Raw genomic sequence first — 26,730 nt, forward strand, 5'->3', positions numbered from 1 at the left:
AAAGCTGACTATATTTTATTTTAAAAATTTAAGCTACAAACAAAAACATTTTAAATTCTTAAATAGATTGACCTTTACATATCAATAGTATTCCCCGATGCTTTGCTGTGTAAAGGTTTAATTTCAATGATAAATAACCTTAAACATACAAAGATTAAACTTTCAAAACAATTAAAAAAATTACTTGAACAAGCTCTTGTTACTTCTTGTTTTTTTTTACTACTGATAGGTACTGGTTGCCATACAGAACAAAAAAGCGATCAAACTTCAAAACAATCTCACTTTTTAATTAAGAAAACAGCTGATTCTATTTTTGATAGCTCTTTAGAATATGATATTAGCGAGAAAGACTTGATATTAAAATCCTTAGATTCTGCTTTGGTTTTGTATAGAAAAATTAAGGATACCATAGGTATATCAAATACATTTTCAGAAAAAGGCTATTATTACGTAAATACGTATAATTACAAAAAAGCTTGGTTAGCCTTTTTAGAACAACATAATTACAGTAAAATCTGTGAAATCTCTTTAGAAAATGCAAATTCTTTATCCAATTTAGGTTTAGTATATAGTAACCTAAGGCAACTTGATACAGCCGAAAAATTTTACAACATAGCTCTAGAAATTATGTCTAAGCTCGATCTACCTGTTAATGAAATAATCATGAAGATTAATCTAGGGAGTATTTATATAGATCAAAAAAATTATGAAGCAGCTATAAAGATTTATAAGGAAGCCATTGAAGTTTCAAAACTCTTGAATGAGGATGATCTTGAACAGACTTCATTAAACAATCTGGCATTTGCCTATTACGAGTGTGGTGATTACAAACAAAGCCTGAAATTATCCTTAAAAAGCCTTGAAGTTCAAAAAAGTTATAATAATCATCCACACTCCGTTGCGAGTGTACTACATACGGTCGGTGTTAGCTATTTAGAGCTCGGCTTCTATGATAAAGCTGAAAAATACCTAATTGAGGCAAAGGATTTAAGCGTAGTTAACAATTATAAAATTATACTAATTGCTTGCTATCGTGATCTATCTGATGTTATGGAGAGATCAGATAGATTTAATGAGGCGCTTTTATTTCACAAGCAATATTTTACTATTGATAAAAGTATCTATAACGACAAAATCACAAGAGAAATTCAATCGTTAGAGGCCAATAGACGCCTATCCCGAATAAAAAGCCAAAATAAAATAAATGAAACTAGAATAAAACAAAATTTTAATACCTATATCCTGATAGGAACTATCCTTTTTGCGATACTTCTCATCGTATTTCTAGTATGTTTTTATAGAGAGAAATTAAAAAATTCAGAAATTAAAAGGAAAAAAACAGAGGTTGAATTAATGGCTCTACGAGCGCAAATGAATCCTCATTTTATCTTTAATACTATAAATAGTTTACAAAATTTAATTCTGAAGAGTGATAAATTCAAAGCATACGAATATTTAATTAAATTTTCTAAAGCGATTCGTCTGATATTGGATAATTCAAAAGAGAGTTTTGTAACCTTAGATAAGGAATTAGATCTTATAAGATTGTATATACGCTTGCAACAGTTACGATTTGAGTCATTAATTACCTACGAAGAATGTATTGATGAACAAATGGATTTGTCAACCAGAATTCCATCGATGTTTATCCAACCGATAATAGAAAATGCTATTTTACATGGTTTGTTAGGCAAAACATTTGGAGGTACTATCAAAGTAAAATTATTCTTAAAAGAAAACTATATCCATTGTATTATCATAGATAATGGTATCGGAAGAACTGCAGCAGCGATAAAAAAAGATCAAAATAAAAAGGACCATCTATCTATGGCTACAAAAAATTCTAAAGATAGGATCAGGATGTTAATTAATAACGGTTATAAAAAGTCTGTAATTAAAATATTTGATCTGTACGATTCAAAAGGAGAGGCTTTGGGAACCAAAGTGTTAATAGTACTTCCAATTATTAACAAGTAAAATATAATACAAATGAAAGCAATAATTATAGATGACGAATTAAGTGGAAGAGAAAATCTTACAAAACTTATCACAACATTTTGTCCGCAGGTACAAATTATTGCAGCATTTGGAGCTCTTGATGATGCTTTAGAAAATTTGCAAAACAGTGAAATTGATATAGCATTTTTAGATATACATATAGGAGATTCAACCATATTTACAGTGCTAAACTGTATCGATGACATATCATTTGAAATCATATTTGTTTCTGCTCATAACGAAGCATTGAAAGCATTTGAGTATACTGCATTAGATTATATTTTAAAACCTGTTGAGATTGAGGTATTAATAAGAGCAGTTCGCCGAGCTGAATTAAAAATCATAGAAAAAAAGGAAATAATTAAATCCCGGAAGATCGTTGAGGAGGTTCTTAAAAATAAGAATGGTCAGATTAAGTCAACCAAAATCCCTTTTCCGAATTTGAAAGGATATGACTTAATAAACTCTGATCACATTCTTTATTGTACAGCAGAGGGAAGCTATTCGGTATTGGTGTTAAAAGAAAACAAACAAAAAGTAATTTCTCAGAACCTAAAACATATACAATCACTTTTAGAGCCTTTTGGATTTATAAGAATTCACAAATCTTCACTTGTTAATATAAATTACATAGTTCAACTTACAAAAAATAAGACCGGCGGATATCTTACAATGGTGGATGGTAAAAAGTTACAAATGTCTCAAACCAAAAAAACACAGATAATTGAAAAGTTATTTGAGAAGTGAGTTTATCAAGCAAAAGATAGTTTATTAATAGTTTTATGCTAACTACACTTTGTTAGATAGTGTAGAGTCAAAATATAAATTAAGCTACCGTAATCAGATTAAAAATAATAAAAGTTGCCAGCCGTTAGACTTTAATAATTGTTTTGCGATTGGTTCGTAAGTCTCCATTCTGTTACGGTTTATAATTATCTACCGATATGAAGTTAGAATTGCTGTCAAACCATTTTTTGTAACGTTTATGTAGTAAAAGCCGTTGTTTATAAAACCATATAACAAACACATAAAAACGGTATTTTCCCCACGTTATGTTTCTCATATATTTACTTCAAGTTAAATTATTAATTAAAAATAAATACTCATGAAAACCAAAATTTTAACAACGTTAGCTTTATTTCTAACAGCAATTATCGTAAACGCGAATTGTACTGTAACTACAGATTGCGGAACATTTAATTTTCCAGATGCTACGAGCATTAGTACTTCACAAACATCTATAGATGGAGTTTCTACCTTAATTATAAGAGATCAGAATGGAACTGTTTTAAGAACTATAGAAAATTGTGGATCTAGTGTAAGTACTAGTTGTGAAAGTGGAGATGGAGATGGTGATTTTGATATTTGCGATTACATACCTGAAAATCTAAAACCATTTTTCGGTTGTAACTAAGCAAAGAAAAATGCTTAAATCCTAAAGCTGTCTTATGGTAATGAGACAGCTTTAATTTTAATAACAGTGTATGATCTTTATAAAAAACATTACACTATAAAAAATGTCAAGACTATAAAGGTGTTTTTGATAAAATTAATTAAAATACAGACAACTATAGCTAAACAATCCATAGTTTTGATTTCTTCTAACTTCATAGTTACCTTAACATAATTAGTGCATTCTCTTTAAAGAACTTCGCTACATTCATAATTCTATTGTTATTATCAGACACCAAAATATGTAGATTGCTAAATATGTTAGCGATATGCTCTATGTCTTTCAGAAATATCTTCTATTTTTCAATCTAAACAAGGGCTGTCCATCTTTTTAACTTTATTAGATTCTACTTTTCTAGAATTGTCAATTTCTTTATAAACAATGATGCTTTGATTTTCATTCCTTTCCTGCTTAGAAATTAGCTCGAGATAGTTTCACTGCAATTTATAAGCAATTAAAAACTAGCTAAAGCCATAAAGAATTCAATACGTTTTAAAATCTTGTTTTTAAATATGAGAAAATAAAATGTGTCATTGTATACTAATCTATTTTTAAAAATCTATACTTAGTTTACGAATAACGGATATGAGTTTATTAAAAACAGTTATTAATTGATAAAACAAAATATTCATTATAAACGGCTATCGCCTTCAATGAATATTTAAAAGAATTATTGAAAACTTATGTGAATTTTTCACGAAAGTTGATTTCAATTATATAGTTTTGAATAGTAACCTTATGGACTCTTGGTAAATAAGTGAAAACATCTTGTTAAAATTATTATTAAAGGAATTGTACGACAAGAAATAACTTCTAAATGAAGTTTCAACTTTAATTGTGAAAGAATAGCTTACAGAAAATAGTAAGATGTTAGAAAAGTTTAAACTAAAAGGAATACTTGTTTTTATCTAAGGAAACTTTAAAATCACATGAAACCTACGATATTCATCATTATTTTTTTCTTTTTTTCAGCACTAGGTATTGCCTTTAGTCAAAATGAATTAACGTCTTTAGAGATAGATTCTTTGTTAAAAGAACAATCAAAAAACAGAGCAATATCTAACAAATATTATTATTCTAATTTTGAAGAGTCTGTTAAATATGAAAAGAGATTTCTCCGTATAAGCAAGCTACTAGGTCAGAAGGATTCCATTGCAAAAAGTTTTTATAGAGTCGGAGTCAATGAGTTTTATATGGGTAAAACTGAACTAGCAAAGACATATACAGATTCATCTATCTATATTTATAAATCAATTAAAGATACCGTGAATTTGGCTCATTCATATTCATTAAAAAGCACAATTTATTCTTTAATTCCAGATTATGAAAAAACGTTAATTAATCTAAATAAAACCAAAGATTTACTGAAAAATTATTCTGCTACAGATCAAGAAGACTTAGGTAAGTTATATTTAAATTTCGGTATTTATTATTATCAATTAGAATTATACGATAAAGCAATCGAAGAATGTAAAAAGGTTCTAGAAATTGGCAAAAAAATAAGTAAAGATTATTTAATCCAAGCAGCCAAAAACAACTTGGCTTTTAGTTATCGATTGCAAGGAAAAATAGAAGCTTCTATAAAAATATCCAATGATTTTTTAAATGATGGTTGGGAAAAGAATGATGCTAATATGGAATTCCTAATGGCCATCTACAGAAATCTTGCACAATGTTATTTAATTACGGACGAATTAGACAAAGCTTTGCTTTACGCAAAAAAGACAGAGGAGTTTTATTCAATGGGTGATCATAATAAAATATATTTCTCTGAGATTTATACAGTCTTAGGAGGTATTTATCTTAAGAAAGGTGAAATTAAAAAGGCTAGAAATTATTTTAATAAGTCATACAAAATTTCAAAAGAGATTAATAGTATAGGACAGATGATTTCATCGCTAGAGGGTTTGATTAATTTAAATAAAAGTAAAGACCAAAAGCAGGCGATTATTTTTTTGGAGGAAATCACAAATTTAAAAGACAGTATTTTAAACTTAGAAAGCTTATCTAGAATTGAAGGTATTGAGATCAATCGTGCCGTAGTGGAAAAGGATAAGATTATCCAAGAGGTCAAAAATGAAAGCATTATATCTGAGAATAATATACGAAAGCTATACAGTCGATATATTTACCTAATATTATTTTTTCTTCTTTTAGTAATTTCTATATTTATTTTTCTTTATCAGAGAAACCGTATCGCGAATGCCGAGAATAACCAAAGAATAGCTGAAAATAAATTATACGCCTTACGAAGTCATATGAACCCCCACTATATATTTAACATGCTTAATAGCGTTCAGGATTTTGTATTGTCATCTGATAAATTTGCTGCGTATGATTATTTGTCAAAGTTCGCTAAATCTGTACGATTAGTTTTAGACAATGCTGATTCTTCAGTTGCTTCAATAGAGAATGAATTAGAAGTGATTAGATTATATGTTGAATTACAGCAAATTAGATTTCCGGATAGAATAGAATTAATCAAAAAGATTGACCTAAGTGATTCTGATTTAAAATTGAAAATCCCTTCCATGATTTTACAACCTATTGTTGAAAATTCCATTGTTCACGGACTTTTAAATAAAATTGAAGGAGGTAAAGTGATTATCAATCTGAAAGTCAATAATAACAAAGATATATTGGAATGTGATATTACCGATACAGGAATTGGAAGACTTGCTGCTCAAAAAAGAAAAAGAATTGAAAAAAAGAAATCTATAACAGAACATAATACTAAAGAGCGAATAGAGATATTTAGAAAACTTTTTAATCGAGATTTCTCCTATAAAATTATTGATTTACTGGATGATAATGATCAATCAATAGGTACAGTTGTATATTTAAAAATTCCAATTATCAGAAAGGTGTAATGCACATAATAGCCTAGCTTTTTTAACTATAGTAATTATTAACGGTACATAAAGCCATATAAATATAGGATTATGGTAGTTAGAAGTAAAAATAAATCTGAAGATAAATTTTCTCTTCACTCATATTCCTAAAAACTCGAATTTTTTGAGCACCAATTTTGGGTGATAGCGTCCTTCAAAAAGAGGTAATCTACGTAACTTACTTCAATTTAAAATAAGTTATTATGAAAGACGAAAAAAAGAAAACTAATGAGCGAACCACCTCAGAAGAGAAGAAAAATTCTGATTCTAAAGGAAAAGTAGCTGATATGAATGGAGTAGCAAGTAAAAATAATTCTGAATCAAAAAAGTAAGATTCAGAATTATTTTGTCAATATTTTTTTATCAATGCTCTTAGATTAGCGCTTGCTTTAAGCATTATCTCTGGGCTGATGGTGCTCTTTTTTGTCTTTTACTTGGTGATTTACTTGTGCAGCATCGTCTGGAGTTCCGGATTTATTAATTGATATATCCTCTATGGTTTGACGCTCTTTCTTTAGTTTTTTGTCCTTAGCATTCATGATGTACAGTTTTTATATTAATATTATTTAGTATGTTATATAGCAATATTTTTAGCCTGTTTTTCTCTATCCCAATTTCTATGATGTGAGATGGCTTTTATAAATTTGGCTGGTTCATCATCTATACATATTGCTTTATCATCTTTATAATTTTTAATCACAGAAGCATCCATAATATCGACAGCCTCATTGTCTAATGCTATAGCTTTACAGTGTTTGTACGCTTCGATAATAAATTTCATGCACTTAGCATTTTTAGAGAGTGTATCAATAGATTTTTTCCCACCGGGTATATACACAGCATCATAGAGTACACTTTCTGTAGTCATCAAGGCAGCGTCAACTTCGTGATCCATGTTTTCATCACAAGTAATAACGCCTCCGTGAGGTGCAATAATCTTAACAATAGCACTTTCTTTTTCTAAGGCTTTTTTCATCTTGTCCAAATCTTTCATTCGAAAACCGTTCGCTGCCAGGACAGCAATTTGTCTGGTCGCTATAGATGCTGTTTGAATATGAGTTTGACTTAAAGGTTTTGAGACGTCTAGGTAGTTTTTCTTTTCAATTGGTTGATGCTTATCAGTATCTGCATCGGCTCCAATAGCTTGATTAACTGGCTTTGCAATTTCGTCCGGAATTGAAAGACCTAGACCATCAGCGACTTTTTTGGCAAGCTCAGCGTCAATCTTTTCGATTAACCACAGCATACGCTCTTTAATTGGCTTAGAGGTACACTTACCTAATTCAAAGGTATACGCTTCAGCTACGTGCCCTTTCTCCCAGTCTTTTAAGCTACGGTAGAACATAGCGGGTTGCGAGTAATGATCGTTAAAACTTTCACTTCTAGACCTGATTTTCTTAGCATCAATACGCTCTTGATAAGAATGAAATGCTCCTTCCGAAATTTTAGATAGATGAGGGCATCCACCTCCGAGTGTGTTAGGGAAATAGGCAGTGTTACCTTTGTGAATAGACATCTGCATATGTGCATCCCTTTGATTATTATGGACATCAACCAGAGGGCGGTTAATTGGAATTTGATGGAAGTTCGGGCTTCCTAATCTAGATAACTGAGTATCTCTATATGAAAATAATCTTCCTTGTAATAATGGATCATTCGTAAAATCTATCCCAGGAACTATGTTACCTAATAGAAAAGCCACTTGTTCTGTTTCTGCAAAGAAATTATCCGGATTTCTATTAAGTGTCATTTTTCCCACTATGTTAACGGGTACCATTTCTTCTGGTATTAATTTGGTTGGATCCAAAAGATCAAACTCGAATTTATGTTCGTCCTCTTCAGGTATGATTTGTAAACCTAATTCCCACTCCGGAAAATGCCCTGCCTCGATGGCATCCCAAAGGTCCCTACGATGGAAGTCAGAATCTGCACCATTAATTTTAACAGCTTCATCCCAAGTTACAGAGTGTACACCCAATAGTGGTTTCCAGTGAAATCTTACAAAGTGCGCTGCTCCTTTATCATTTATCAGACGAAAAGTGTGAATACCAAAACCTTCCATCATTCTCAAGCTACGCGGAATTCCACGGTCACTCATCACCCATATATGGTTATGCAGTGTCTCTGTTGTCAGAGAAACAAAATCATAAAATGTGTCGTGTGCAGATGCAGCTTGAGGAATTTCTCTATCTGGTTCTGGCTTAACCGAGTGTATTAGATCCGGAAACTTCATAGCATCTTGGATAAAGAAAACAGGCATATTATTTCCTACTAGATCCCACGTTCCTTCTTCTGTATAAAATTTTACTGCAAAACCACGTACATCTCTTGCTAAATCTGGGGAACCTTTAGAACCAGCAACTGTAGAGAACCGAACAAACACAGGTGTTTTTCTTGAAGTATCAGTCAGTATACCGGCCTTTGTATACTTCTCCATACTTTCATATAACTCAAAGTATCCATGAGCTGCACTCCCGCGAGCATGAACAATACGTTCAGGAATACGTTCGTGATCAAAATTGGTGATCTTTTCTCGAAGTAAAAAATCTTCTAATAATGTAGAGCCTCTTTCACCCGCTTTTAAAGAATTATTAGTATCGTTTATCGTAAGTCCTTGTCTGGAGGTCATCTTTTTTCCTGATGCATCCTTTTTGAAAGCCTCTAAAGAGTTATCCTTCTTCGTGTTATTTTCATTTGTGTTACTCATTTGCCTGATAATTAAGTTGGTCATTTTAATGTCAATACGAAAGTATCAGTAAATAAAAACATTATTGTGTCTTAAAAAGAATATGATGACCTCATATAAGAAAGTGATAGAAGCTTGATTTCTTATTGTTTTTTGACCTTTACTTAGTAAATCGTTATTTCTTTTTTACAAAAGCTCATTAAATCATTAATTTATTATGATGTTAATCACTGATGATAAAAGCAAGAATTACTCCTGGCAACCATTCAATAAAAGTACAGCGTGAACTAATTGGAAAAGAAGTTTCTGATTTGTGTGTTGAAAACAGGGCTAATGGTGGTAATTAAATAGTTGAGATGGTAGATAGTAGGCAATGATATATTGTATGTGTAGCTTGGATTAAAAAAGAAATGATACTTTTCGTAAAAAACATAGATTTTCAAGAGTAACAAATCCATGTTGAATAATTTTAAATGGTATAGTACAATTTATAATCTTACTAAAACTTATTACTTGTAATAATCTTTAATCTATTCAAAGCGACTAGCACATTCTTGATGAAAGTTGTCATGATTTCCTTTAATAACACAGATTTTATAGTGTGCGCCAATTTTAACAAAAAGTGTTAACAAAGTGCCGTTTTAGTATAGAATGGCCCAAAAACCCACTTGTATAAGTGGTAGGGGGGTACTTCTATAAGTACCCTGTCTTATGATTCATGTCAGTTTGGGGTACTTAGTATAGTGGGTATACTGTAGTCAAAACCTGGTTAGGGGTACTTCCAACAGTGGGTGGGGGTACTAAAAACAGAGGAGACTCTAGTGTTCAATACAAGAGAAGCCTGTGTTCACTACAAGTGCTTCCTGTCTTTATACCAGGGGAGGGGGTGTTCTGAGGTGGGACGGGGGTACTTCATAAGTACCCCCCTAAATACTAATATGTTAATTTTTTAACAAATAGAATTACTTCCCAATACAAAAAGTAAAGTAATACTGTATATCAGATAGTTACGGTAGTTGGGCAACAAATAGGCAACAAGAAGCCATAAATAAGAGATAATAAGAGCAAGTAAATGTAGGGTTTTTAGAACGTATTGATAAACGAATATAAACCTTTTTTCTTCGTTTTAGCCTTCAAATTAAGTGATTGGTACTTTGGTAACTCTTCACAGAATACTTTGTTGTATGGCTTTGCATAACCTCTTCTGACCATTATTTCATTAAGCGTTTTGCCATTAGGCAAAATGATATATGCTAATGTTCTTCCAAAAGCATCTGTAAGATTTGATTGCTCCTGAATTATTGTAATTCTTGTTTGTGGTTTAGCTTTTTTAAGCAGAAACTTCATTGACTTAAAACCTAACTCAATTAAAAATGAGCCTGAGATATTCACTTCTCTTTCATCTTGGTTTAATTTTCTACAAACTTTAATCTCTGGAGCATCAATACCTAATAGCCTTATTTCTTCTTCATTATTCGTGAAAATATTTTTAACGATTAGTCCGTCTCCGTCCAATACTTTAACCACTTCATAGTGTGGTCTTACCCTTGTTTGTTTATTAGCACTTGTTTGCATTTGTTTACACTTATTAATGAATTGATAGTCAATATGTTAGGCTTACATTTGTAATAGTAAGAATTATTATTAACATTTAAAAATTTACAGAAATGGCAAGACAGAAAGGTCCCCTAAAATATGTCGGTACTCTTGGAGATATTAGACATTTTAAAATTAAAGGAAATGAAGGTTATTTTGCAGGTTTGACTGGTGGTCCAACCGCTGAACAAATTGCATCAGATCCTGCATTCCAAAGAACTCGTGAAAATATGAACGAATTTGGTGGTTGTGCAATGACAGGTAAATCCGTTAGAGTCGGATTAGCAAGTTTAATGAAAAATATGGCAGACAGTCAAGTGACTGGAAGATTAACTGCTATAATGAAGAAAATCAATTTAGAAGATGGTTCTGAAGCCAGAGGTAAACGAGCTATTTTAGTTTCGGCAGTACCAAACTATTTGAAAGGTTTTGATTTTAACAGATTCACTTCTTTCAATGGTGCTTTTAATGCTCCATTCACAATTACTCCTGCTGGTACTCGTGATAGTTCAACTTTGGATATTCCTGCGTTTAATCCGTTGAATTATTTAAACATTCCAGCCGGTGCAACTCATTTTAGAATTATCAATGCTATTTCAGTATTGTCTGATTATGAGTTCAACACCACTACAAAGGTTTATGAGCCTAAAGATGCAAGTTTGAATGAATTGAAAGATGTACAGTATTCTGCATATTTACCTGTAGATTCAATGACTGCATTAATTTCATTGGTAGCAACATTACCAGGTTCTCCTACAATGACACCAGATGTTAGTGTTTTAAATTCTCTTGGTATTGAGTTTTATCAAGAAGTAGGTTCAAACTACTATGTATTTGCACAAGGTAACGCCTTAAAGATTTCCGAAATATTCTAAGATGCCATTTTAGAGATTTATGGAATTAGAAGAAAGCCCGCTCATTTGAGTGGGCTTTTCTTTTTTGCACTTTGTAAGGTTTGCCTTTTTCTATTAAGACGGTGCAATCGTATTGGGCTAAAATATGCCTTATACAGTACTCAAATATGAGTAGCCCTAAGAATATCGCTTTTTAGAAATGTAGCGATAGAAAACCGCCCTACGTGCATCATCAATTAGTTTTAGGTTGAGTTTATAAACCTTTTCTTGTTCTTCTAAAAGTTGTAAGGCTTTTACTGATTTTTTAAAAATTGAAACATCATTTTTTGCCTGTTCAAATCCGTTTAAAATGCCTTGTTTAAGGTCGTTTTTTGTGATGAATGGAATAACAGAACCTTTTAAATAGTAATGAAAGGATTTTGCACGCCATAGCCCAAAACATAGCCAATATAACTGCTCTTTGACTTCCTCTGTGGGTGCTATCAAAATGAAGCAATTCGGACAAGGTTGTTTTAGTGGCTTTCCGCTGTTCATCCCTTTGTTCAGAATGTAGAAATGTGGCTTTTCAGTTTCGGCTGATGGTCTGTAAGTTTTGAGAGTGAATTTTGTCATTTTCCGAGAATTTTAGTTGGCTTCCGAAATCCCCTTCACAAAATTTTTTGACAAAGAAAAAAACGAAAAAAAAAGAAAGCCATTCAACTGGTGGTGGAAAGTGGACTGACAAGGTTTTTAAGGAAAATACTACCCCTTGTGGGTGGAGATTTTTTTTAAAACCCGTAGGGCTTGACCTTTTCAGACCAATTGGAACCGCCTATACTTGCTGTCTTTTTTATTCTTTTGGCATAACATTCTTTACTTACTCTCTTATTTGTAAAATGCTTATTTGGTTGTTCAATTCCTTTGGGGAAATATGACCAGAAAAAAAATAAACTATACTTATTCTAAAAGCGTTGGCTGGTGTGTGGCAAGTGTAGCGATTGAAAGAAACGGAACTAAATGCGGTGGGATGGAATGAAGCAATACTGTATGCATTGCAGGGTTGCAGACTTTGCAAACTTTACAATTTACTGCAAAGTTGTTGTGCGGTGGGCTTGCATACGGATTGCGTAATGGAATAGTGTGTGGCTTAGTGAAGTGTAGAGAATGAGCTACTCTTGCTTGCCTTGTTAGGTGTTAGTGGGTATATGTAATGAAAGAATGTAGGCACGAAAAGAGAGAATGGAATATATCTACTATAAACCGACATTAACTCATAGTGTATTTTTTTTCTGACCGCTGAAAAGGGTGGTGGGGAATTGTTGGTCTTTCGGTTGGTGAAGTAGGTTTAAAGCGTTGGCAATGAGCGGATACTTAACATAATGTTATTATAGGACATAGGCTTTAGCCCGTAATGCAATGAAGCCCTTGTGGTATGTACTATAATGCCACATTATGTTAATGTAGCTTTGGGTTGTTATTTTCTGGCACAAGTTGCACAGAGCGGTACATTGGAGTGCATACGCCTTTTTGCTTTTTTGGGTTGGCATAGCTCTTTACTACCGCAGGAACGAGGATAATAATGTGCTGTAATTAGCGTTGGATTGCAAAAAGTGTGACAGAAAATAACAACTGTAGCGTGGGAAGAGCGGAAGCCTATAAAAAGACAGAGGAGTTATGAGGCACGAATAACGTTGGATTTTTATAGGCTGGGGAAAGAAACCTACGGAACCAACCGTTATTAAAGTCGTGCCTGTGGCACACCTTATAATTATTTAATGTTAATTCTAACCATTCATCTGTTCTTCAAATGCTTGTTCTACTAATTCGATAATATCATCTAATTCTGAAGCGTGGCGTAAATTGACTTCTACATTACCATTACCCCATCTTCCTAAACCACTAATATCTCTACATAGGTTTTTAGGGTCTTTGATATTCTCAAAATCCATATTCAAGGATAGACGTAATTTTGATTTTTGAGGTACTACATCAACAAAGTTAGTTTGTGCTTTAAATGCTATGTATAGCTTCTTAAATTCAACTTTTGCTGTAGCATCAATATTTAACACTCTCTTTTCAAACAAACGATATAAGTCTAACATTTCATTTTGTAAATACTCGTATTGTTCTATAGAATATTGAACTGTATCTCTTGTGTTTTCAGGTGCTTTATACATTTCTAAAACATCTGCATCTAAATATGGTGATGGCCATACTTTTAAAGCTCTTTGACCTAATTCTACTGCTCTGTTATTGATTGCTTGTTCATTCCATACATCAGCTACTCTAACCGATTTGTTTAAGAATAAAGGACTGTCATTAAAACCTCCTTCAATGGTCTTTTTATTAGTGAATGGTCTATCCGATAATTCTGAATTATAAGCTGTTAATGATAGGTTTCCTAAAGTGTGTAAATACTTTTCTTTTACCTGTTTCCAATTCTCGCCTAATTCCTTTTGCCATTCAAAAGGTGTTTTTGGATTTTGTGGTATAATGTGTTCTATGGTGTAGTTTTCTGCATTTACTAATTCCTTTCGCTTGAAGTTTTCTAAGGATTCTAAAAGGTAGTTTCTTGACCTAAAATTATAGACATCTTTCAATTGAATTTCTCTTGTAAACTCTGCATCATCTGGAAATCTTCTATATCCATCCATCAACATAAATGCTGCCTTTACAGATTCTGCATAGGTTTCACTTTTAATATTCTTGTAAAGTGTTGCAAATGTTTTGTTTAAACTGTTGGTAGGAATACCACAAATAGCACGTCTAAAAACGTAATTTTTAGTAAGTTGCAATATCTCTACAAATTCATCAAATGTGATTAGCTCATTTTTGTAATCGCCATAAACTGCCAATAAGAATGGGTACGAAGTATCCATACGTAATTTGGTAATTTCTTTAAATACAGACTTTAGTGCTTTATCTTCTTCTTTCTGTAAAGCAATTGCAACATAATACTGCGAATACTCATAAAGGCTTTTTACAATATTTTCCGTTCCTAATTTGTCTTTATGGTTATTGAAATACAATTTAAACGTATCGTAAACCTCTCCAATTTTAGGAATGCTATTCAACTTCATTGTTAAATAATCACGCATAAACCAAGGTAAAGCGGTTATATTTTCTCCAAAACTCTGTTCCATAGGATACCAATAGGTTTCGTATAGATGTTTTTGGAATGTAGCTTCTTGCCCCATTAAAATATAATTTCTAATAAGGTCTGCTTGTGATAGGTTTAAACCTGTTGAGTTTAAACTCTCGAATATTAATTGTGGATTGTCTTTTTCCCTTTCTAATGCTACATCAACCACTATTAATTTTTGAAGCCCTTTATATATTTTATTGATGTTGTTTTTATCAATTTGCTTATAAAAATAATCGTGATTCTCAATAATTCTATGTGAATGCTTTGTAGGTAAAGGCTTGTTTGTTAATAGGTTTATAAGGGTTTCTTTGTCTCTTCTTGTTAATAATAATTTGAAATACAAATCATTATCTTCTTCTGCATTAAATAGATAGTAATTTTTTAGTTTTTTGGCTGTGGTATCTACTTCACAATCTGGATTCTTTTCTATGAACTTTACTAAAGCTGCAATCAATAAAGTAATGGTCGTTAATCTTTGTTGCCCATCAATTACTAAGTACTTATTTATCTCTGCAATGGTATGTATATCCGGTTGAAAATAAACTATTGAGCCAATGAAATGACCTTGTTCAGATTTAGAGGCTGCTTGAATGTCTTTGAATAATAAAGCACATTGTTTGAATTGCCAACTGTATGTGCGTTGGTAAATAGGAATAATGAACTGTTTAGGTTCTTTAATAATTGATAATAGATTTTTAGCTGATGCCTTCATATATAATTTTTATAAAAACCAAAGGTTATTTTTACCGAAGTCTGGTAGTTTATCGCCTTCAAAATGAGGAAATATTTGTGCTACCATTTCAGGATATTTTATTGTTACAGGTAAGTTTTGTTGCTTTACAGATTTCCAATACATTCTGCTAAACTGATATACTTGATCTATCAATTCTTTTACTATTGCTACATCTTCAAAATACTCTTTCTCTGTGCAAAATAAACTTAGCTTTACAGGGAATGGATGGTCTGTTGCAAAACCATTTGCACTATACTTTGCATTGTTAAACAATAAATATTTAAGATGTGCAATTTCTATAATTGTGCCACTTAAAGGCATTAGAGCATCATCACTTGTATCAAAAGCAACATAATCGCTCGACTCTGTTTTATTGATGGTTACTATAATTATTGGAATTTTTAATTCTAATCGCCCTAATGTCTTTTGTACTAAATCAATTTCATCTTTATTAAACGGTTTGAAATAGTGAATAATGAGCCTTTCTAATTTATTTTCATTTTCTTCAATAAAGGTCAAAACTTGTTTACCTATTTTACCAGCAATCAAGTCAAACTCATTATCCCTAAAACAGTCAAAGCCTTTAAACTCTCCTTTGTTGTTAAAACAAAATGCACTACCTACAAAACGAGTATTGGTCTCTACAGATTTAAACGCACCTACACCCACAATTAACTCTTGTTTAAGCTCTCTGTCTAAACGCCAAGGAATACCGTCTATTTTAGCTAATAAAGCAGGTGCAATGTTTTCTAAGAATGCACCAAAATAAGCATTGTTTATACTCTCTTTGTAAACGACCTGAGAAGAAATATCGTGTTTTAATAACTCTTCTTTAACTTGATAATATAAATGTTTGTTGTCTTTATCTTCTTTATGAATAGGACTAACATATACTGCTACATATCTTGTATTTGGTTTTTTTTCTAAATTAAGTAAATGTGTTTTCAATTCGCCAATACAGCTTTCAAAACTTGCAAACGCTAAACTCGTTCCTTTATCTAAATGAAGTGGTTGTCTTATTACTTTTTTTATAGGTGGAAAGTATGTTTTATAGCCTTCCATAAAATAATCGTGTAATTTTAGAGCGTAATCAACTTCATCTGATTTATGATAAATAAAGAAAACGTTTACGTTATCGTGTGGACTTGACCTATAAGGACCAGGATATTTCATTCCTTTTTTTGGATCTATACCGACACCTTCATAAAACCTTAGATTATTTGAATTTTTAGTGGTCTTATAAATATCTTCTTCTGGAATATTATAAAATCCATTTTCATCTAATGGTAAGATTGCTCTGAACTCCTTTGTGTTTAAATAGTTGCTATAAAACGAAGTAATATATTGATAATAAGGCTTATAGCGGTTGCCTTTTCTTGGAACTGTATGCGGTATTTCTAAATGGTTTTTAAGAGGTATATTGAGTAATGGATATACTTTATCTAAATGATTCTTTGCATCTTCTGTCAAGTACTTAAAACGCTGTATTTCTTTATTATAAATTACTGTTTTGAAATATTCCGTAGGAATATTAATTTCATCAATACTTGTAGTTGCAACTTTTGAAACGCCATCATACGACAATAGCAATGCAGGACTTTTAGTTAAGCCTGAAAACTCAATTTTCAATGTATATTTATCGTAGTTATTATACTTGTTTTTAGATGCTTTAGCATTTAAAAACCATACTTCTATATCACCTACATAATTGAATTGTATTGTGTCAGCAATAGCAATGAAATAATTATATATTAAGCGAGTATAAAGATGCTTTGCAAACTTTGTGCTACTGTATAAATCTACTTTTGTTTTAAGAACGCAATCTTCTGTATCTTTAAAATTGGTATAGTAATATTTAGATTTTACTACTTCTTCTTTTTGAGTATTCCATAACTCGTTGGGAAGCTCTGTTCTGTGTATAGGGAAATAACCTTCTTTTTTCTCGGTATAAAATCCAAACTCCTTCTGAATAGAAGGGTGTTTGAATGGGATGATATTTATAGTAAGGTTATTCACTTATAGTTGCTGTTGATTATTATTTTGTTGTTTCCATATTTTATCAAAAACAAAGTCTAAATATTGACGTTTGAAGTCTGGGTCGTCTGTGAATTTTTTGTACAAGTCTGTGTATTGAAATATTACATCTTGCATTAAATCTTCTACTTTTTTATCCGAAGTTATTTTAGCATTTTGCTTATCGCTGTTTTTAACTGCATTTACGGTAACTCCATCACGAGCAAAGTCTGCTGGCAATTGCTCGAACAAGAAGTTTTTTACCTTATCATCATCAGACCAATTATCTATACCAAATCTTGTATTAAACTCATTTATTATTGCTTCTAATTCTTCAAACCCAAGATCTCCTTTTTTCCCTTTCATTACTGGTGGTGTTGGGTCTAATTCTTCATCACCTTTTAGTTTAATATCCTCTTGTGTAGTTCGTGTTAATCGGTAACTATCTAAGTCTATTGCTTCTAAAATTCCTTTGGCTAAATCTTCAATTTCTTCTGGTTTAATCTTTGGGATTAGAAACTTTAAAAACCAATATAGACGTTCCCAATACACATTACTAAATGAGAGTATTTTTGATAGAAATGCATATGTTCTAAAGAACGATTTTGCTTTTACATAAAAGTCTATTTTAGCATCTTCATTAAGTTCAGATTTAAACGCAGCTACACATTTATCGATAATTGGGTCTAATTCTTGACGGTCTGCTTCCTTAAAATATAATTCGGTAAAGTTTACAATATCATCCTGTGCGTACACCTGTGCATTATCTAACGCATCTTGTAAGTCATTTAATTTATTAGCATCTGTTTCCTCACTTAAAATAGTTGTGGTATAGAATGGCTCAAATGCTTTCTTAATGTCTTCTGTTGAGTTAAAAAAGTCCATTACGAACGTATCTTCTTTATACGGTTTGTAAGCTCTGTTTAATCGTGATAGCGTTTGTACTGCTTGAACATCTGCCAATTTTTTATCTACATACATAGTATGTAAAAGAGGTTGGTCGAAACCTGTTTGAAATTTATTAGCTACGACTAAGAAACGGTATTCTTTTTTCTTAAACTCATTAGGAATATCATTACTTGGGAAACCGTTTAATTTAGCTTCATCTACATCTTCACCATCTAATTCTTTTGTTCCAGAAAATGCTACAATAGCTTTGTATGGAGAGTTTATTTCTTTAAGATACTCTTTAAAAGCTTGGTAATATTTTATGGCATTGTTGATGCTTTTACAAACTACCATTGCTTTGGCTTGACCGTTTATTTGTTTTCTAATATCTGTATGAAAATGGTCTAACATTACTTTGGACTTTTCCATAATAGAAAACGGATGACTTTCTACATACGCCCTTAATTTTTTATTTGCTTGACGTGTTTCAAATTCTGGATTATCTTCTACTGCTTTATCTAATTTGTAGTAAGATTGGTAAGTCGTATAATTTTTAAGCACATCAAGGATAAATTCTTCCTCAATTGCCTGTTTCATTGTATAGGTATCAAAAGCCTTAAATTTTCCTTCTGCTGTTTGCGTACCAAAAGTTTCTAAGGTTTTATTCTTAGGGGTTGCTGTAAAGGCAAAGTAACTCCCATTTTTAAGCATCTTACGATTTTCAATCAATGCATTGATAACATCTTCAGATGTTGGAGGCTCTTGTTCTTCTCCGTAAGGCGTTTCTTTTTCAGACAATACCCAGTTCATTTTACTGGCTGTTTCTCCACTTTGACTACTATGAGCTTCATCAATAAGTATAGCAAATTTTTTAGCTTGTAGAGTTCCTATTTCATCTATGATGAAAGGGAACTTTTGAACGGTGGTAACAATAATCTTCTTACCATCTTCTAAGGCTTGTTTGAGTTGCCGACTTCCTTTGTCTATCGCTTCTACAACACTATTTACTTGAGCAAATTGTTTTATATTATCTCTGATTTGCTTGTCTAAAACTCGTCTATCGGTTACTACAATAACACTATCGAAGACTGCTTCTGTATGTTCAGTATTATGCAAACTCACTAATTGATGAGCCAACCAAGTAATAGAATTTGATTTACCTGAACCTGCTGAATGTTGTATCAAGTATTTTTGACCTACTCCGTTTTCTTTAGCGTGGTCTAATATGGTTTTAACCGCTCTTAATTGGTGGTATCTTGGGAAAATTAACTTGCGTTTAATTTTACCTGTATCTTCATCTTTTTCCTCAACTATTTGGGCATAGTTTTCAATGATATTACTAAAACTTTCTTTAGTTAATATGTCTTTCCAGAGGTAATCTGTTTTTAGACCATTTGGATTTAATGGATTTCCAGCACCATCATCATTTCCTTTATTGAATGGTAAAAAGAATGTTTTAGTACCACTCAAATGGGTTGTCATATACACTAAGTCTGCATCTACTGCAAAGTGTACCATACATCTGCCAAATGTAAATAGGGCTTCTTTTGGGTCTCTATCGTTTTGATATTGACGAATGGCATTTTTTACATTTTGTCCTGTCCATTGATTCTTTAATTCTAAAGTACTTACTGGTAATCCGTTTATAGAGACTACCATATCTAATGAATTACTATTGGCTAAACTGTAATATAACTGACGAGTAACTGAAAAGATATTTGCTTTATATTGCTTTTGGGCTGTTTGGTTTAAATGTGATGTCGGCTTTTTGTAATAGAGTTGTACTCTAAGGTCTAAATCTTTAATACCGTTACGTAAAATTTCAATTATTCCTTTTTGTCTTATTTGGTCTGTTAACCTCTTAACAAACTTTTCTTCACCTCTTTTTAGAATGGTATCGTAAGCAAGTGGCTGTGTTTCTTTAATAAATTCAAAAAGCAATTTTTTATTAATGCAAAGGTCTCTGTCATAATCTGCACTATAACTTTGACGGTAGCCATTATTTTCTATCAAATGTTTTTCAATGATAGTTTCTAAGCCTTTTTCTGATGTATCGGATGTTTGCATAATTAAATCATTACTTGCTTTATAAGTTCTACTATTTCTTTACAGGTATCATTAGCCAGTATTTTATCATTGTTCAAATAATCAGCATCACTTATGCATACTGTATTAGACTTACCTGATTTTTGTAATTGACCAACTGTACCAATTAAAGATTTTCGGTGAGTGTATTTCTCTTTATTTACCTTCTTTAGAATTACCCCTGTATCGTCATATTTTAATTTGTCTTTAAATAGTGTACAGGTTGTATTCGTTGATAAAAATGTTTCTGCTGCCTCAAAAATATCATCATTACCGTCTTGCATTAGTGGTAACATAATATCCTCTAACATTCCTTTATCTTCTGCAACCTCTCTAAAAATATATGCACCAACTTTTAAATCTTCTATTTGATAAAATGTGGATGCTTTATAATGAGTGTTCTCTTCAAAAGTAAATTTTGGGAATGCTGGTTTTATTTCTTCAATAATTTGTGCTATTCGGAAATCAGTACCTTTATCATCTGCATCAAAAAAGTACAATACAGACATTGATGTATTTGGCAATGCTTGAATTGCTAAATCATCTTCATCTTCTATATTAAAAGCATTTAATGCCGAAACTAAGGCTGTTCTTATTACATTTTTAGTATCACCACCAATAGAATAAATAAATATTAAATTATCTCCATTTTGCATTACGTAGAAAGGCAAAAATCGTGTACGTGCCTGTTGAATTTTAACCTCTGGTATGGATACATTAATTATATCCGTTTGTAAAAAGCTATTCAAAGGTTCTGGATAATCCTTTATTTTAACGCTGTAGGATGTAAAGCCATTTGCTTTTAATATGCGATATAAAAAGGCTGAATCGTGGTCTCCCTCTGTGAGTATAAATAGTGTATTATTTGCCATTACCTAATATCAAAATTTATAGATTCCACCAACTGTTCTAACCTACTACCATCAATGTATTTACATTTTATATGGCCATCTACGTCTGTCAAGGCATAAGCGGTTAAATGCTCATTATGGTATTGATTTTTTATAAAAGCATCAATACATTCTTTACTATGTGTAGATAGGAATACTTGAACGTTAAATGTGTCTGCGGTTTGCTGAATGAATTTCGTAAACTCTATAAGTAAAGTTTTGTGAATTGCACTATCAATTTCATCAATACAAATTATACCGTTTTTGCTGTAAACCATTAATAATGCAATCTCGAATACACGTTGTAAACCTTCTCCGTATTTGGTAATATCTATTACTTCATTTATAGCTGATGATGTAACCATAAAACGACTTTCGCCCTCTACATTTATCATCTCTATTTTTTGGATAGAATTATCTAAATGCTCCCGAATAAAGTCAATAACCCTATCAAAGTATTTTTCTTCAATAGCATAGGCGTGAGCTTTTTTTAATAGAACGTGATTGTATCTGTATGGACTTGTAAATGTTGCAGGACAGAGGATTTGAGATTTCGAAAATCTTAATTCAGCTTCTTTATTACCGTATAAATGAATACTACTATTTAATGTTGATTCTTTAACTTTTGCTTCTGCATTAATTGTATTTAGATAACCTGATTTCTCTATATTCTCTTCTGTAGTTTCTTTTGATAAATACAAAGACGTTTCAACCGAATTAAAAGAGCCTTCTATTTCTATGGCATCGATAAAATTCTTATCAATCCACTTTGCATTAAAATCGTTTTGAAATTTACCTCTATACTTTTCTAAATCTAAAAAGGCGTTTAGGTCGTTTAGTTGGCTTAATAAATAGAACGCTTCTAATAAAGACGTTTTACCCATATTATTACCACCCGCAAAAATATTCACCTTAGATAAATTCTTAACCTTAATCTTATTTAGTTTACGATAACTATGAATAAAAGCATTATCAAAGTGATTAGAAATAGTTGCAAAGTATGACGACATAAGTTTGTCGTTTATAACAATTTTAGCTTCACTACTTGGTATCAATCTATCTAACTTAACTTTAAGTCTTTCGACCTCCAAATAATCGTCTGGTGTAAGATGTTCACTAAAGTTAAACGCTACGTTTACTTCACTTTTTATGGAATTTAATGCGTTTTTTAGTCTGTTTTCGCCAATAGCATCACTGTATGAATAACCCTCAGCAATACTGCGACTTTCTTCCATTCGCTTTACAGCTTGGGCATCATTTATAAACTCTGCTAATTCTTTTATTTGCCTATATTGACTAATTATAGGTTCTTTTAAAGAAGACCTTTCAATACCGTCTTCATCTTTGTCAATTTCTTCTGTTTCAGAAATCCAACTAAATAAACGCTCAATATTTGTACTGTTGGTAGCAACATAATTATTGTCGTCCCAAGCTATCCAGTTTTTCATTACTGGACTACTTATTATGGTTTCAAAAATGGTAAATCTATTTGCTTCAAATTGGTCTCCAAAATCACTTCTTTTGTATTGGTCAATTAGAAATAGTGTACGTCTATTTTTTCTAAGTTTCTGTTTTGTTATACCTAAAGAATCACAAACTTCTTCTTCTGATTTTCCATACTCAATTATTAAATCGTTTATTAATTGAGCTTCATTTACAGCATTCCACCTTTTTTTACCACTAATGTGGTGTAATCCCATAGATATTAGATGTTGTACTGGGTCTTCATCTATTATTTCTACAATATTTATACTTTTAAAATCGGCTTCTGATAATTTACCAACATCATTGCCCTCTTTAAATTCATTCCATAAGTATTTAAGCGTTGCTGTTCTACGATTTCCTTCTAATACAACATATTTATCGCCAACTGCTTTTACTTGGATTTGGTCTATATCTAAGAAACCATTGGTAGTAAAACTGCTAATGAGGTCTTTTACATTTGAATTGTTTTTACCCAAAAGAAAGTTTAATGTACGTTGTTGCACACGAGTATCATCAAGCTGATGGTCTGGAACTTTGCTGTATTCTGGTCTGTCTATAAACCTATAGTTATTAGGGTCTAATAACAAGCGGTCTAAATGCCTAACTATTCTTTTACTTGACATATCTATGACTTTACAATTTTATGATTAAACTTTCCCAATACAGCTTCTGCTATCATAGCTTCTTTGTACTCTTTTATAAGTTCTATTTCTTTTTGGGCTTTGGTTATGGCTTGGTCTATTTTGGCAGTTTCGGTTTTGATGTGCGAAACGATTTGGGCTTGTTCTTCTTTTGGGGGAAGAGACGTATAAATTGTTTTAAGATGATTAATATTAAACCTAAATACTTTTACACCAGTTGCATATACTTGTAAGGTTTTGGTAAATAGTTTTGCTGAATAATATAAATACTTGTTATCAATATTTTGATGATAAGGCTTTAAAGCCATCTGTTCACCTCCTAATAAGCCTATATCATTCCTATTGTAAAAAACAGAATGTCCTAAATCTTCGATAGTCTCCGATGTTGAAACAACTATAACATCTCCAAATTTTATTGTTTGAGTGGACTTGTGAAATTCTTCATTTACATAAAAATGATAATTTTCATCAATCTCATCAACTTTATAAGTTTTACCATATTGTAGAGCTACATATTTTCCATTATTTAACAATTCATCCTTTTTAAAAGTTGAATTACCCCTAACAAAATGGCATAAGCCAACTAATTTAATAACCTCCCAATGCTCTGGAATATCGCCTAACCAATCAATACCGCTATTTTTTAATGTTACATTTGGGTTAACACCTTTTGTAACCGCTTTATTAATAACCGCCTGTCGTTGCTCTTTTAACAAAGCAATAAAGGTTTGCTTCTTTTTAATGAAGTGTTTTATTTTTTTGGATTGTTCTTTTATGTAGGTTACAATTTGGTCTTGCTCTGTTTTAGGTGGTACAGGTGCAGGAATGCTGAAAAACTTATCAGAATATAAACGTAATCTACTATCTATAATACCATAGGACTTTTTTCTAAACTCCGCTTTCATAAATGCTGTAGAAAATAAATAGCCATAATAATCTGGGTTATTGTCCTCTTTAATGCGATACACACAATAGGCAGGACTTGTAATACCATTGTATTTAGAAATACCCAAACTACCATTCCAAGCCAACATAATGTTACTTACCAAATCATTTTCGGCTACTTTTTTATACCCTACTAAGGTTTTAGCATTGCTTATAAAATCGTCTTCATTAGCAAGACTATCTCTTTTTTTGGTAACGCCAGTATAATGAGAAACAGACAATAACTCTTCTTTTCCTGTTTCGCTTCTGTCGTCTATTTCAGCAAAAATATTTTTGATACGCAAAGTATTCCAATGCTCTGGAGCATTGGCCAACCAAGTAGTTTTATATGTTTCTTGTACCATCATTTATGCTTCTACAATTTCTTTTAATAGGTGTTCTGTTTCTTCTTCAATCTTAAAAATATCGGCAGATATTTGTTCTAAAGCTCTTGGGGCTTTGTGTTTATAAAAGTATTTAGCAAAGTTTATTTCGTAACCTATTTTAGTTTCTTTAGGGTTGTACCAAGCATCTTCTGCAAATGGGAGTACTTCTTTTTCAAAAAAGGCATCAATATCTTCTTTTAAAGGGATATTTTCTTTGTCTTTAAGTGCTGTATCACTTTTAGGTTTTTTCTTGCTATCGGTAACAATATTTCCTTTTTCATCACGCTGTGGGCGGTGTACCGTTATTTGGCTGTAACCAAAATCTTCATTATCTAAAATGATACTATTTTCATTGTTTTCAAAGTTTAAGAACAAGTCGGTAATAGCTCTAATATGGTCTTTGTTAAACTCTACACGTTTTTTACCTAATGGTTTTCGCATTTTGCTATAAAACTGCTCGGTAGTAACGCTTATTAATTGCAGTTTGCCTTTACGATTTTCATCCTTTTTATTGTTTAAAATAAAAATATAGGTAGGAATACCTGTATTGTAAAATAAGTCGTTTGGCAAGGCTATAATCGTTTCCAACAAATCATTTTCTAACAAATACTTGCGTATTTCGGTTTCTCCTTGACCTGCATCACCCGTAAATAAAGCTGAACCGTTATGTATAGTTGCTGCTCTACTACCTAATGGGCTGTTATTTTTTAGTTTAGAAACAATGTTCATTACAAACAATAATTGACCATCATTGATTCTTGGTACACCTACAGTAAAACGTGGGTCTATAATTTCTTTTTTATCGAGAATGGCATCTTTATCTACTTTCCAAGTTTTCCCATACGGTGGGTTACTTATCATAAAATCAAACTGTAAGTTTGGAAAACCGTCTTTACTCAATGTAGAACCAAAAGCAATTTTCTCTGGGTCTTCATCTTTAATCAACATATCTGCTTTACAAATGGCATAGGTTTCAGGATTTACCTCTTGACCGTATAAATGAAAGGTTGCCTTTGGATTCAAATTTTTAGCAAAATGTTCTGCTTCTGTAAGCATACCACCACTACCGCAAGCTGGGTCGTATATTAAATAGGTTCCGTCTTTAATTTTATCTTTTAAGGGTTCAAAAATTAAATGGGTCATTAATTTAATAATCTCTCTTGGTGTAAAGTGTTCTCCTGCTTCTTCATTGTTTTCTTCATTGAACTTTCGTATCAATTCTTCAAAAACATAGCCCATACCTAAATTGGTTAAGCCTTCCATAACTACTTTACCATCTTTATCGGTAACAGGGTTTGGACTTACATTTATGGTACTGGAACAAAACTTTTCTATTAATGGAAATGTGATGTTTCCTTCTTCTAAAGTTTCTAATTGGTTGCGTAGTTTGAACTTGCTAATAATGTCCTGCACATTACTGCTAAAGCCATCTAAATAGGTTTCTAAATTCTGGCGGATATTACCCGGTTCATTTAATAGTCTTTTAAAAGTATAGTTAGAGGTATTGTAAAACACATAACCGCTTGTTTTACGAAGTTGAGGCGATTGGTTGTCAATCTTCATTTCGTTTAACTTTTGGTGCATTTCTAATACCTTATCTTTAGTCGGTTCAAGAATGGCATCCAATCTTCTTAATACTGTAAATGGCAAAATAATATCTCTGTATTTACCTCTTGTATATACATCACGTAATACATCATCTGCAATACTCCAGATAAAATTTACGATAGCGTTATGTTGTGTTTGGTTCATTCTGAATCTTTAATCAATTGTTTAACTTCTTCTTCTGCAATCTGTAGAGCTTCTAATGCTTGTTCTTCATTTTCTACCAACTGAAATACTTGGTCTGCTAACCAAAGTGAAAACAGTTCGTTGTAGTCAAGTTTGAAAAGTTTTGCTAAAGGTTTTATATGTTCTCGTTTAGCTGTTTTTTCTCCTCTTTCTATTTTACTAAGCATTGCGGTGTCAATGTCTAACTCTGCGGATAAGTGCCTGAGTAGCATTTCTTGTTCTTCTCTTTTAGACCGTATTAAGTCTCCGAATTTATTCATTGCTTATTTGTTTGTATTAAATACATTTGTCA

18 protein-coding genes are annotated in these 26,730 nt (G+C 31.8%); 6 read left to right on the plus strand and 12 right to left on the minus strand.

Features of this window, described 5'->3' with window-relative positions:
• Positions 1-126 precede the first annotated feature (126 nt).
• The 5 genes from ACWGOQ_RS20110 to ACWGOQ_RS20130 all read left to right on the plus strand — a co-directional run bounded on the left by ACWGOQ_RS20110 (position 127) and on the right by ACWGOQ_RS20130 (position 6,674).
• Positions 127-1,977 (plus strand): tetratricopeptide repeat-containing sensor histidine kinase, encoded by a 1,851-nt coding sequence (locus ACWGOQ_RS20110; RefSeq protein ID WP_452059526.1) that lies wholly within the window; start codon positions 127-129, stop codon positions 1,975-1,977.
• A gap of 12 nt (positions 1,978-1,989) precedes the next feature.
• Positions 1,990-2,745, plus strand: a complete 756-nt coding sequence (locus tag ACWGOQ_RS20115) for a LytR/AlgR family response regulator transcription factor (RefSeq protein WP_452059527.1) — start codon at positions 1,990-1,992, stop codon at positions 2,743-2,745.
• Positions 2,746-3,103: 358 nt separating this feature from the next.
• Positions 3,104-3,412 (plus strand): hypothetical protein, encoded by a 309-nt coding sequence (locus tag ACWGOQ_RS20120; protein ID WP_452059528.1) that lies wholly within the window; start codon positions 3,104-3,106, stop codon positions 3,410-3,412.
• A 968-nt stretch (positions 3,413-4,380) separates the two neighbouring features.
• The gene (locus tag ACWGOQ_RS20125; protein ID WP_452059529.1) at positions 4,381-6,321 is read left to right on the plus strand and encodes a tetratricopeptide repeat-containing sensor histidine kinase; all 1,941 of its coding nucleotides are present in this window, start codon (positions 4,381-4,383) and stop codon (positions 6,319-6,321) included.
• A gap of 224 nt (positions 6,322-6,545) precedes the next feature.
• Complete coding sequence (locus tag ACWGOQ_RS20130) at positions 6,546-6,674, plus strand: hypothetical protein (RefSeq protein WP_452059530.1); 129 nt, start codon at positions 6,546-6,548, stop codon at positions 6,672-6,674.
• Between the two features lie 57 nt (positions 6,675-6,731).
• Here the strand turns inward: ACWGOQ_RS20130 and ACWGOQ_RS20135 are convergent, their stop codons facing one another.
• From ACWGOQ_RS20135 to ACWGOQ_RS20145, 3 genes are all read right to left on the minus strand, one after another.
• Positions 6,732-6,881: a hypothetical protein gene (locus ACWGOQ_RS20135; protein WP_452059531.1), complete on the minus strand. Its 150-nt coding sequence runs from the start codon at positions 6,879-6,881 to the stop codon at positions 6,732-6,734.
• Between the two features lie 35 nt (positions 6,882-6,916).
• Positions 6,917-9,049, minus strand: coding sequence for a catalase (locus ACWGOQ_RS20140; RefSeq protein WP_452059532.1), 2,133 nt, complete (start codon positions 9,047-9,049; stop codon positions 6,917-6,919).
• A 1,062-nt stretch (positions 9,050-10,111) separates the two neighbouring features.
• Complete coding sequence (locus ACWGOQ_RS20145) at positions 10,112-10,603, minus strand: thermonuclease family protein (RefSeq protein WP_452059533.1); 492 nt, start codon at positions 10,601-10,603, stop codon at positions 10,112-10,114.
• 92 nt (positions 10,604-10,695) lie between these two features.
• Here ACWGOQ_RS20145 and ACWGOQ_RS20150 point away from each other — a divergent pair, with 92 nt between their 5' ends.
• A complete protein-coding gene (locus tag ACWGOQ_RS20150) occupies positions 10,696-11,499 on the plus strand; it encodes a hypothetical protein (RefSeq protein ID WP_452059534.1) in 804 nt (267 codons plus the stop codon).
• Between the two features lie 156 nt (positions 11,500-11,655).
• Here the strand turns inward: ACWGOQ_RS20150 and ACWGOQ_RS20155 are convergent, their stop codons facing one another.
• From ACWGOQ_RS20155 to ACWGOQ_RS20195, 9 genes are all read right to left on the minus strand, one after another.
• Positions 11,656-12,090 carry a DUF6943 family protein gene (locus ACWGOQ_RS20155; RefSeq protein WP_452059535.1) on the minus strand — a complete coding sequence of 145 codons (435 nt, stop codon included), beginning with the start codon at positions 12,088-12,090 and terminating at the stop codon, positions 11,656-11,658.
• Positions 12,091-13,241: 1,151 nt separating this feature from the next.
• Complete coding sequence (locus ACWGOQ_RS20160; RefSeq protein ID WP_452059536.1) at positions 13,242-15,314, minus strand: GmrSD restriction endonuclease domain-containing protein; 2,073 nt, start codon at positions 15,312-15,314, stop codon at positions 13,242-13,244.
• 9 nt (positions 15,315-15,323) lie between these two features.
• Positions 15,324-17,351 (minus strand): Piwi domain-containing protein, encoded by a 2,028-nt coding sequence (locus tag ACWGOQ_RS20165; protein ID WP_452059537.1) that lies wholly within the window; start codon positions 17,349-17,351, stop codon positions 15,324-15,326.
• Positions 17,352-20,303 (minus strand): type I restriction endonuclease subunit R, encoded by a 2,952-nt coding sequence (locus ACWGOQ_RS20170; protein WP_452059538.1) that lies wholly within the window; start codon positions 20,301-20,303, stop codon positions 17,352-17,354.
• A gap of 2 nt (positions 20,304-20,305) precedes the next feature.
• Positions 20,306-21,193, minus strand: a complete 888-nt coding sequence (locus ACWGOQ_RS20175; RefSeq protein ID WP_452059539.1) for a DUF3226 domain-containing protein — start codon at positions 21,191-21,193, stop codon at positions 20,306-20,308.
• Positions 21,193-23,319 (minus strand): AAA family ATPase, encoded by a 2,127-nt coding sequence (locus ACWGOQ_RS20180; protein WP_452059540.1) that lies wholly within the window; start codon positions 23,317-23,319, stop codon positions 21,193-21,195. Before ACWGOQ_RS20180 ends, ACWGOQ_RS20175 begins: the two co-directional genes overlap by 1 nt.
• Before the next feature lie 2 nt (positions 23,320-23,321).
• Entirely contained in the window at positions 23,322-24,629 is a 1,308-nt protein-coding gene (locus ACWGOQ_RS20185) for a restriction endonuclease subunit S (protein WP_452059541.1), read from the minus strand.
• Entirely contained in the window at positions 24,630-26,399 is a 1,770-nt protein-coding gene (locus tag ACWGOQ_RS20190) for a type I restriction-modification system subunit M (RefSeq protein WP_452059542.1), read from the minus strand.
• Positions 26,396-26,698, minus strand: a complete 303-nt coding sequence (locus ACWGOQ_RS20195) for a helix-turn-helix domain-containing protein (RefSeq protein WP_452059543.1) — start codon at positions 26,696-26,698, stop codon at positions 26,396-26,398. The genes ACWGOQ_RS20190 and ACWGOQ_RS20195 overlap by 4 nt, the downstream gene beginning before the upstream one ends.
• Positions 26,699-26,730 lie beyond the last annotated feature (32 nt).

This window comes from Aquimarina ulvae, assembly GCF_053613295.3.

What these genes read in the sequence shown, in the direction of transcription:
- ACWGOQ_RS20140 (WP_452059532.1), bottom strand. Translation starts at nt 9,049, where the DNA reads ATGAGTAACACAAATGAAAATAACACGAAGAAGGATAACTCTTTAGAG.
- ACWGOQ_RS20195 (WP_452059543.1), bottom strand. Translation starts at nt 26,698, where the DNA reads ATGAATAAATTCGGAGACTTAATACGGTCTAAAAGAGAAGAACAAGAA.
- ACWGOQ_RS20135 (WP_452059531.1), bottom strand. Translation starts at nt 6,881, where the DNA reads ATGAATGCTAAGGACAAAAAACTAAAGAAAGAGCGTCAAACCATAGAG.
- ACWGOQ_RS20110 (WP_452059526.1), top strand. Translation starts at nt 127, where the DNA reads ATGATAAATAACCTTAAACATACAAAGATTAAACTTTCAAAACAATTA.
- ACWGOQ_RS20160 (WP_452059536.1), bottom strand. Translation starts at nt 15,314, where the DNA reads ATGAAGGCATCAGCTAAAAATCTATTATCAATTATTAAAGAACCTAAA.
- ACWGOQ_RS20175 (WP_452059539.1), bottom strand. Translation starts at nt 21,193, where the DNA reads ATGGCAAATAATACACTATTTATACTCACAGAGGGAGACCACGATTCA.
- ACWGOQ_RS20120 (WP_452059528.1), top strand. Translation starts at nt 3,104, where the DNA reads ATGAAAACCAAAATTTTAACAACGTTAGCTTTATTTCTAACAGCAATT.
- ACWGOQ_RS20145 (WP_452059533.1), bottom strand. Translation starts at nt 10,603, where the DNA reads ATGCAAACAAGTGCTAATAAACAAACAAGGGTAAGACCACACTATGAA.
- ACWGOQ_RS20190 (WP_452059542.1), bottom strand. Translation starts at nt 26,399, where the DNA reads ATGAACCAAACACAACATAACGCTATCGTAAATTTTATCTGGAGTATT.
- ACWGOQ_RS20150 (WP_452059534.1), top strand. Translation starts at nt 10,696, where the DNA reads ATGGCAAGACAGAAAGGTCCCCTAAAATATGTCGGTACTCTTGGAGAT.
- ACWGOQ_RS20130 (WP_452059530.1), top strand. Translation starts at nt 6,546, where the DNA reads ATGAAAGACGAAAAAAAGAAAACTAATGAGCGAACCACCTCAGAAGAG.
- ACWGOQ_RS20185 (WP_452059541.1), bottom strand. Translation starts at nt 24,629, where the DNA reads ATGATGGTACAAGAAACATATAAAACTACTTGGTTGGCCAATGCTCCA.
- ACWGOQ_RS20125 (WP_452059529.1), top strand. Translation starts at nt 4,381, where the DNA reads ATGAAACCTACGATATTCATCATTATTTTTTTCTTTTTTTCAGCACTA.
- ACWGOQ_RS20155 (WP_452059535.1), bottom strand. Translation starts at nt 12,090, where the DNA reads ATGACAAAATTCACTCTCAAAACTTACAGACCATCAGCCGAAACTGAA.
- ACWGOQ_RS20180 (WP_452059540.1), bottom strand. Translation starts at nt 23,319, where the DNA reads ATGTCAAGTAAAAGAATAGTTAGGCATTTAGACCGCTTGTTATTAGAC.
- ACWGOQ_RS20170 (WP_452059538.1), bottom strand. Translation starts at nt 20,303, where the DNA reads ATGCAAACATCCGATACATCAGAAAAAGGCTTAGAAACTATCATTGAA.
- ACWGOQ_RS20115 (WP_452059527.1), top strand. Translation starts at nt 1,990, where the DNA reads ATGAAAGCAATAATTATAGATGACGAATTAAGTGGAAGAGAAAATCTT.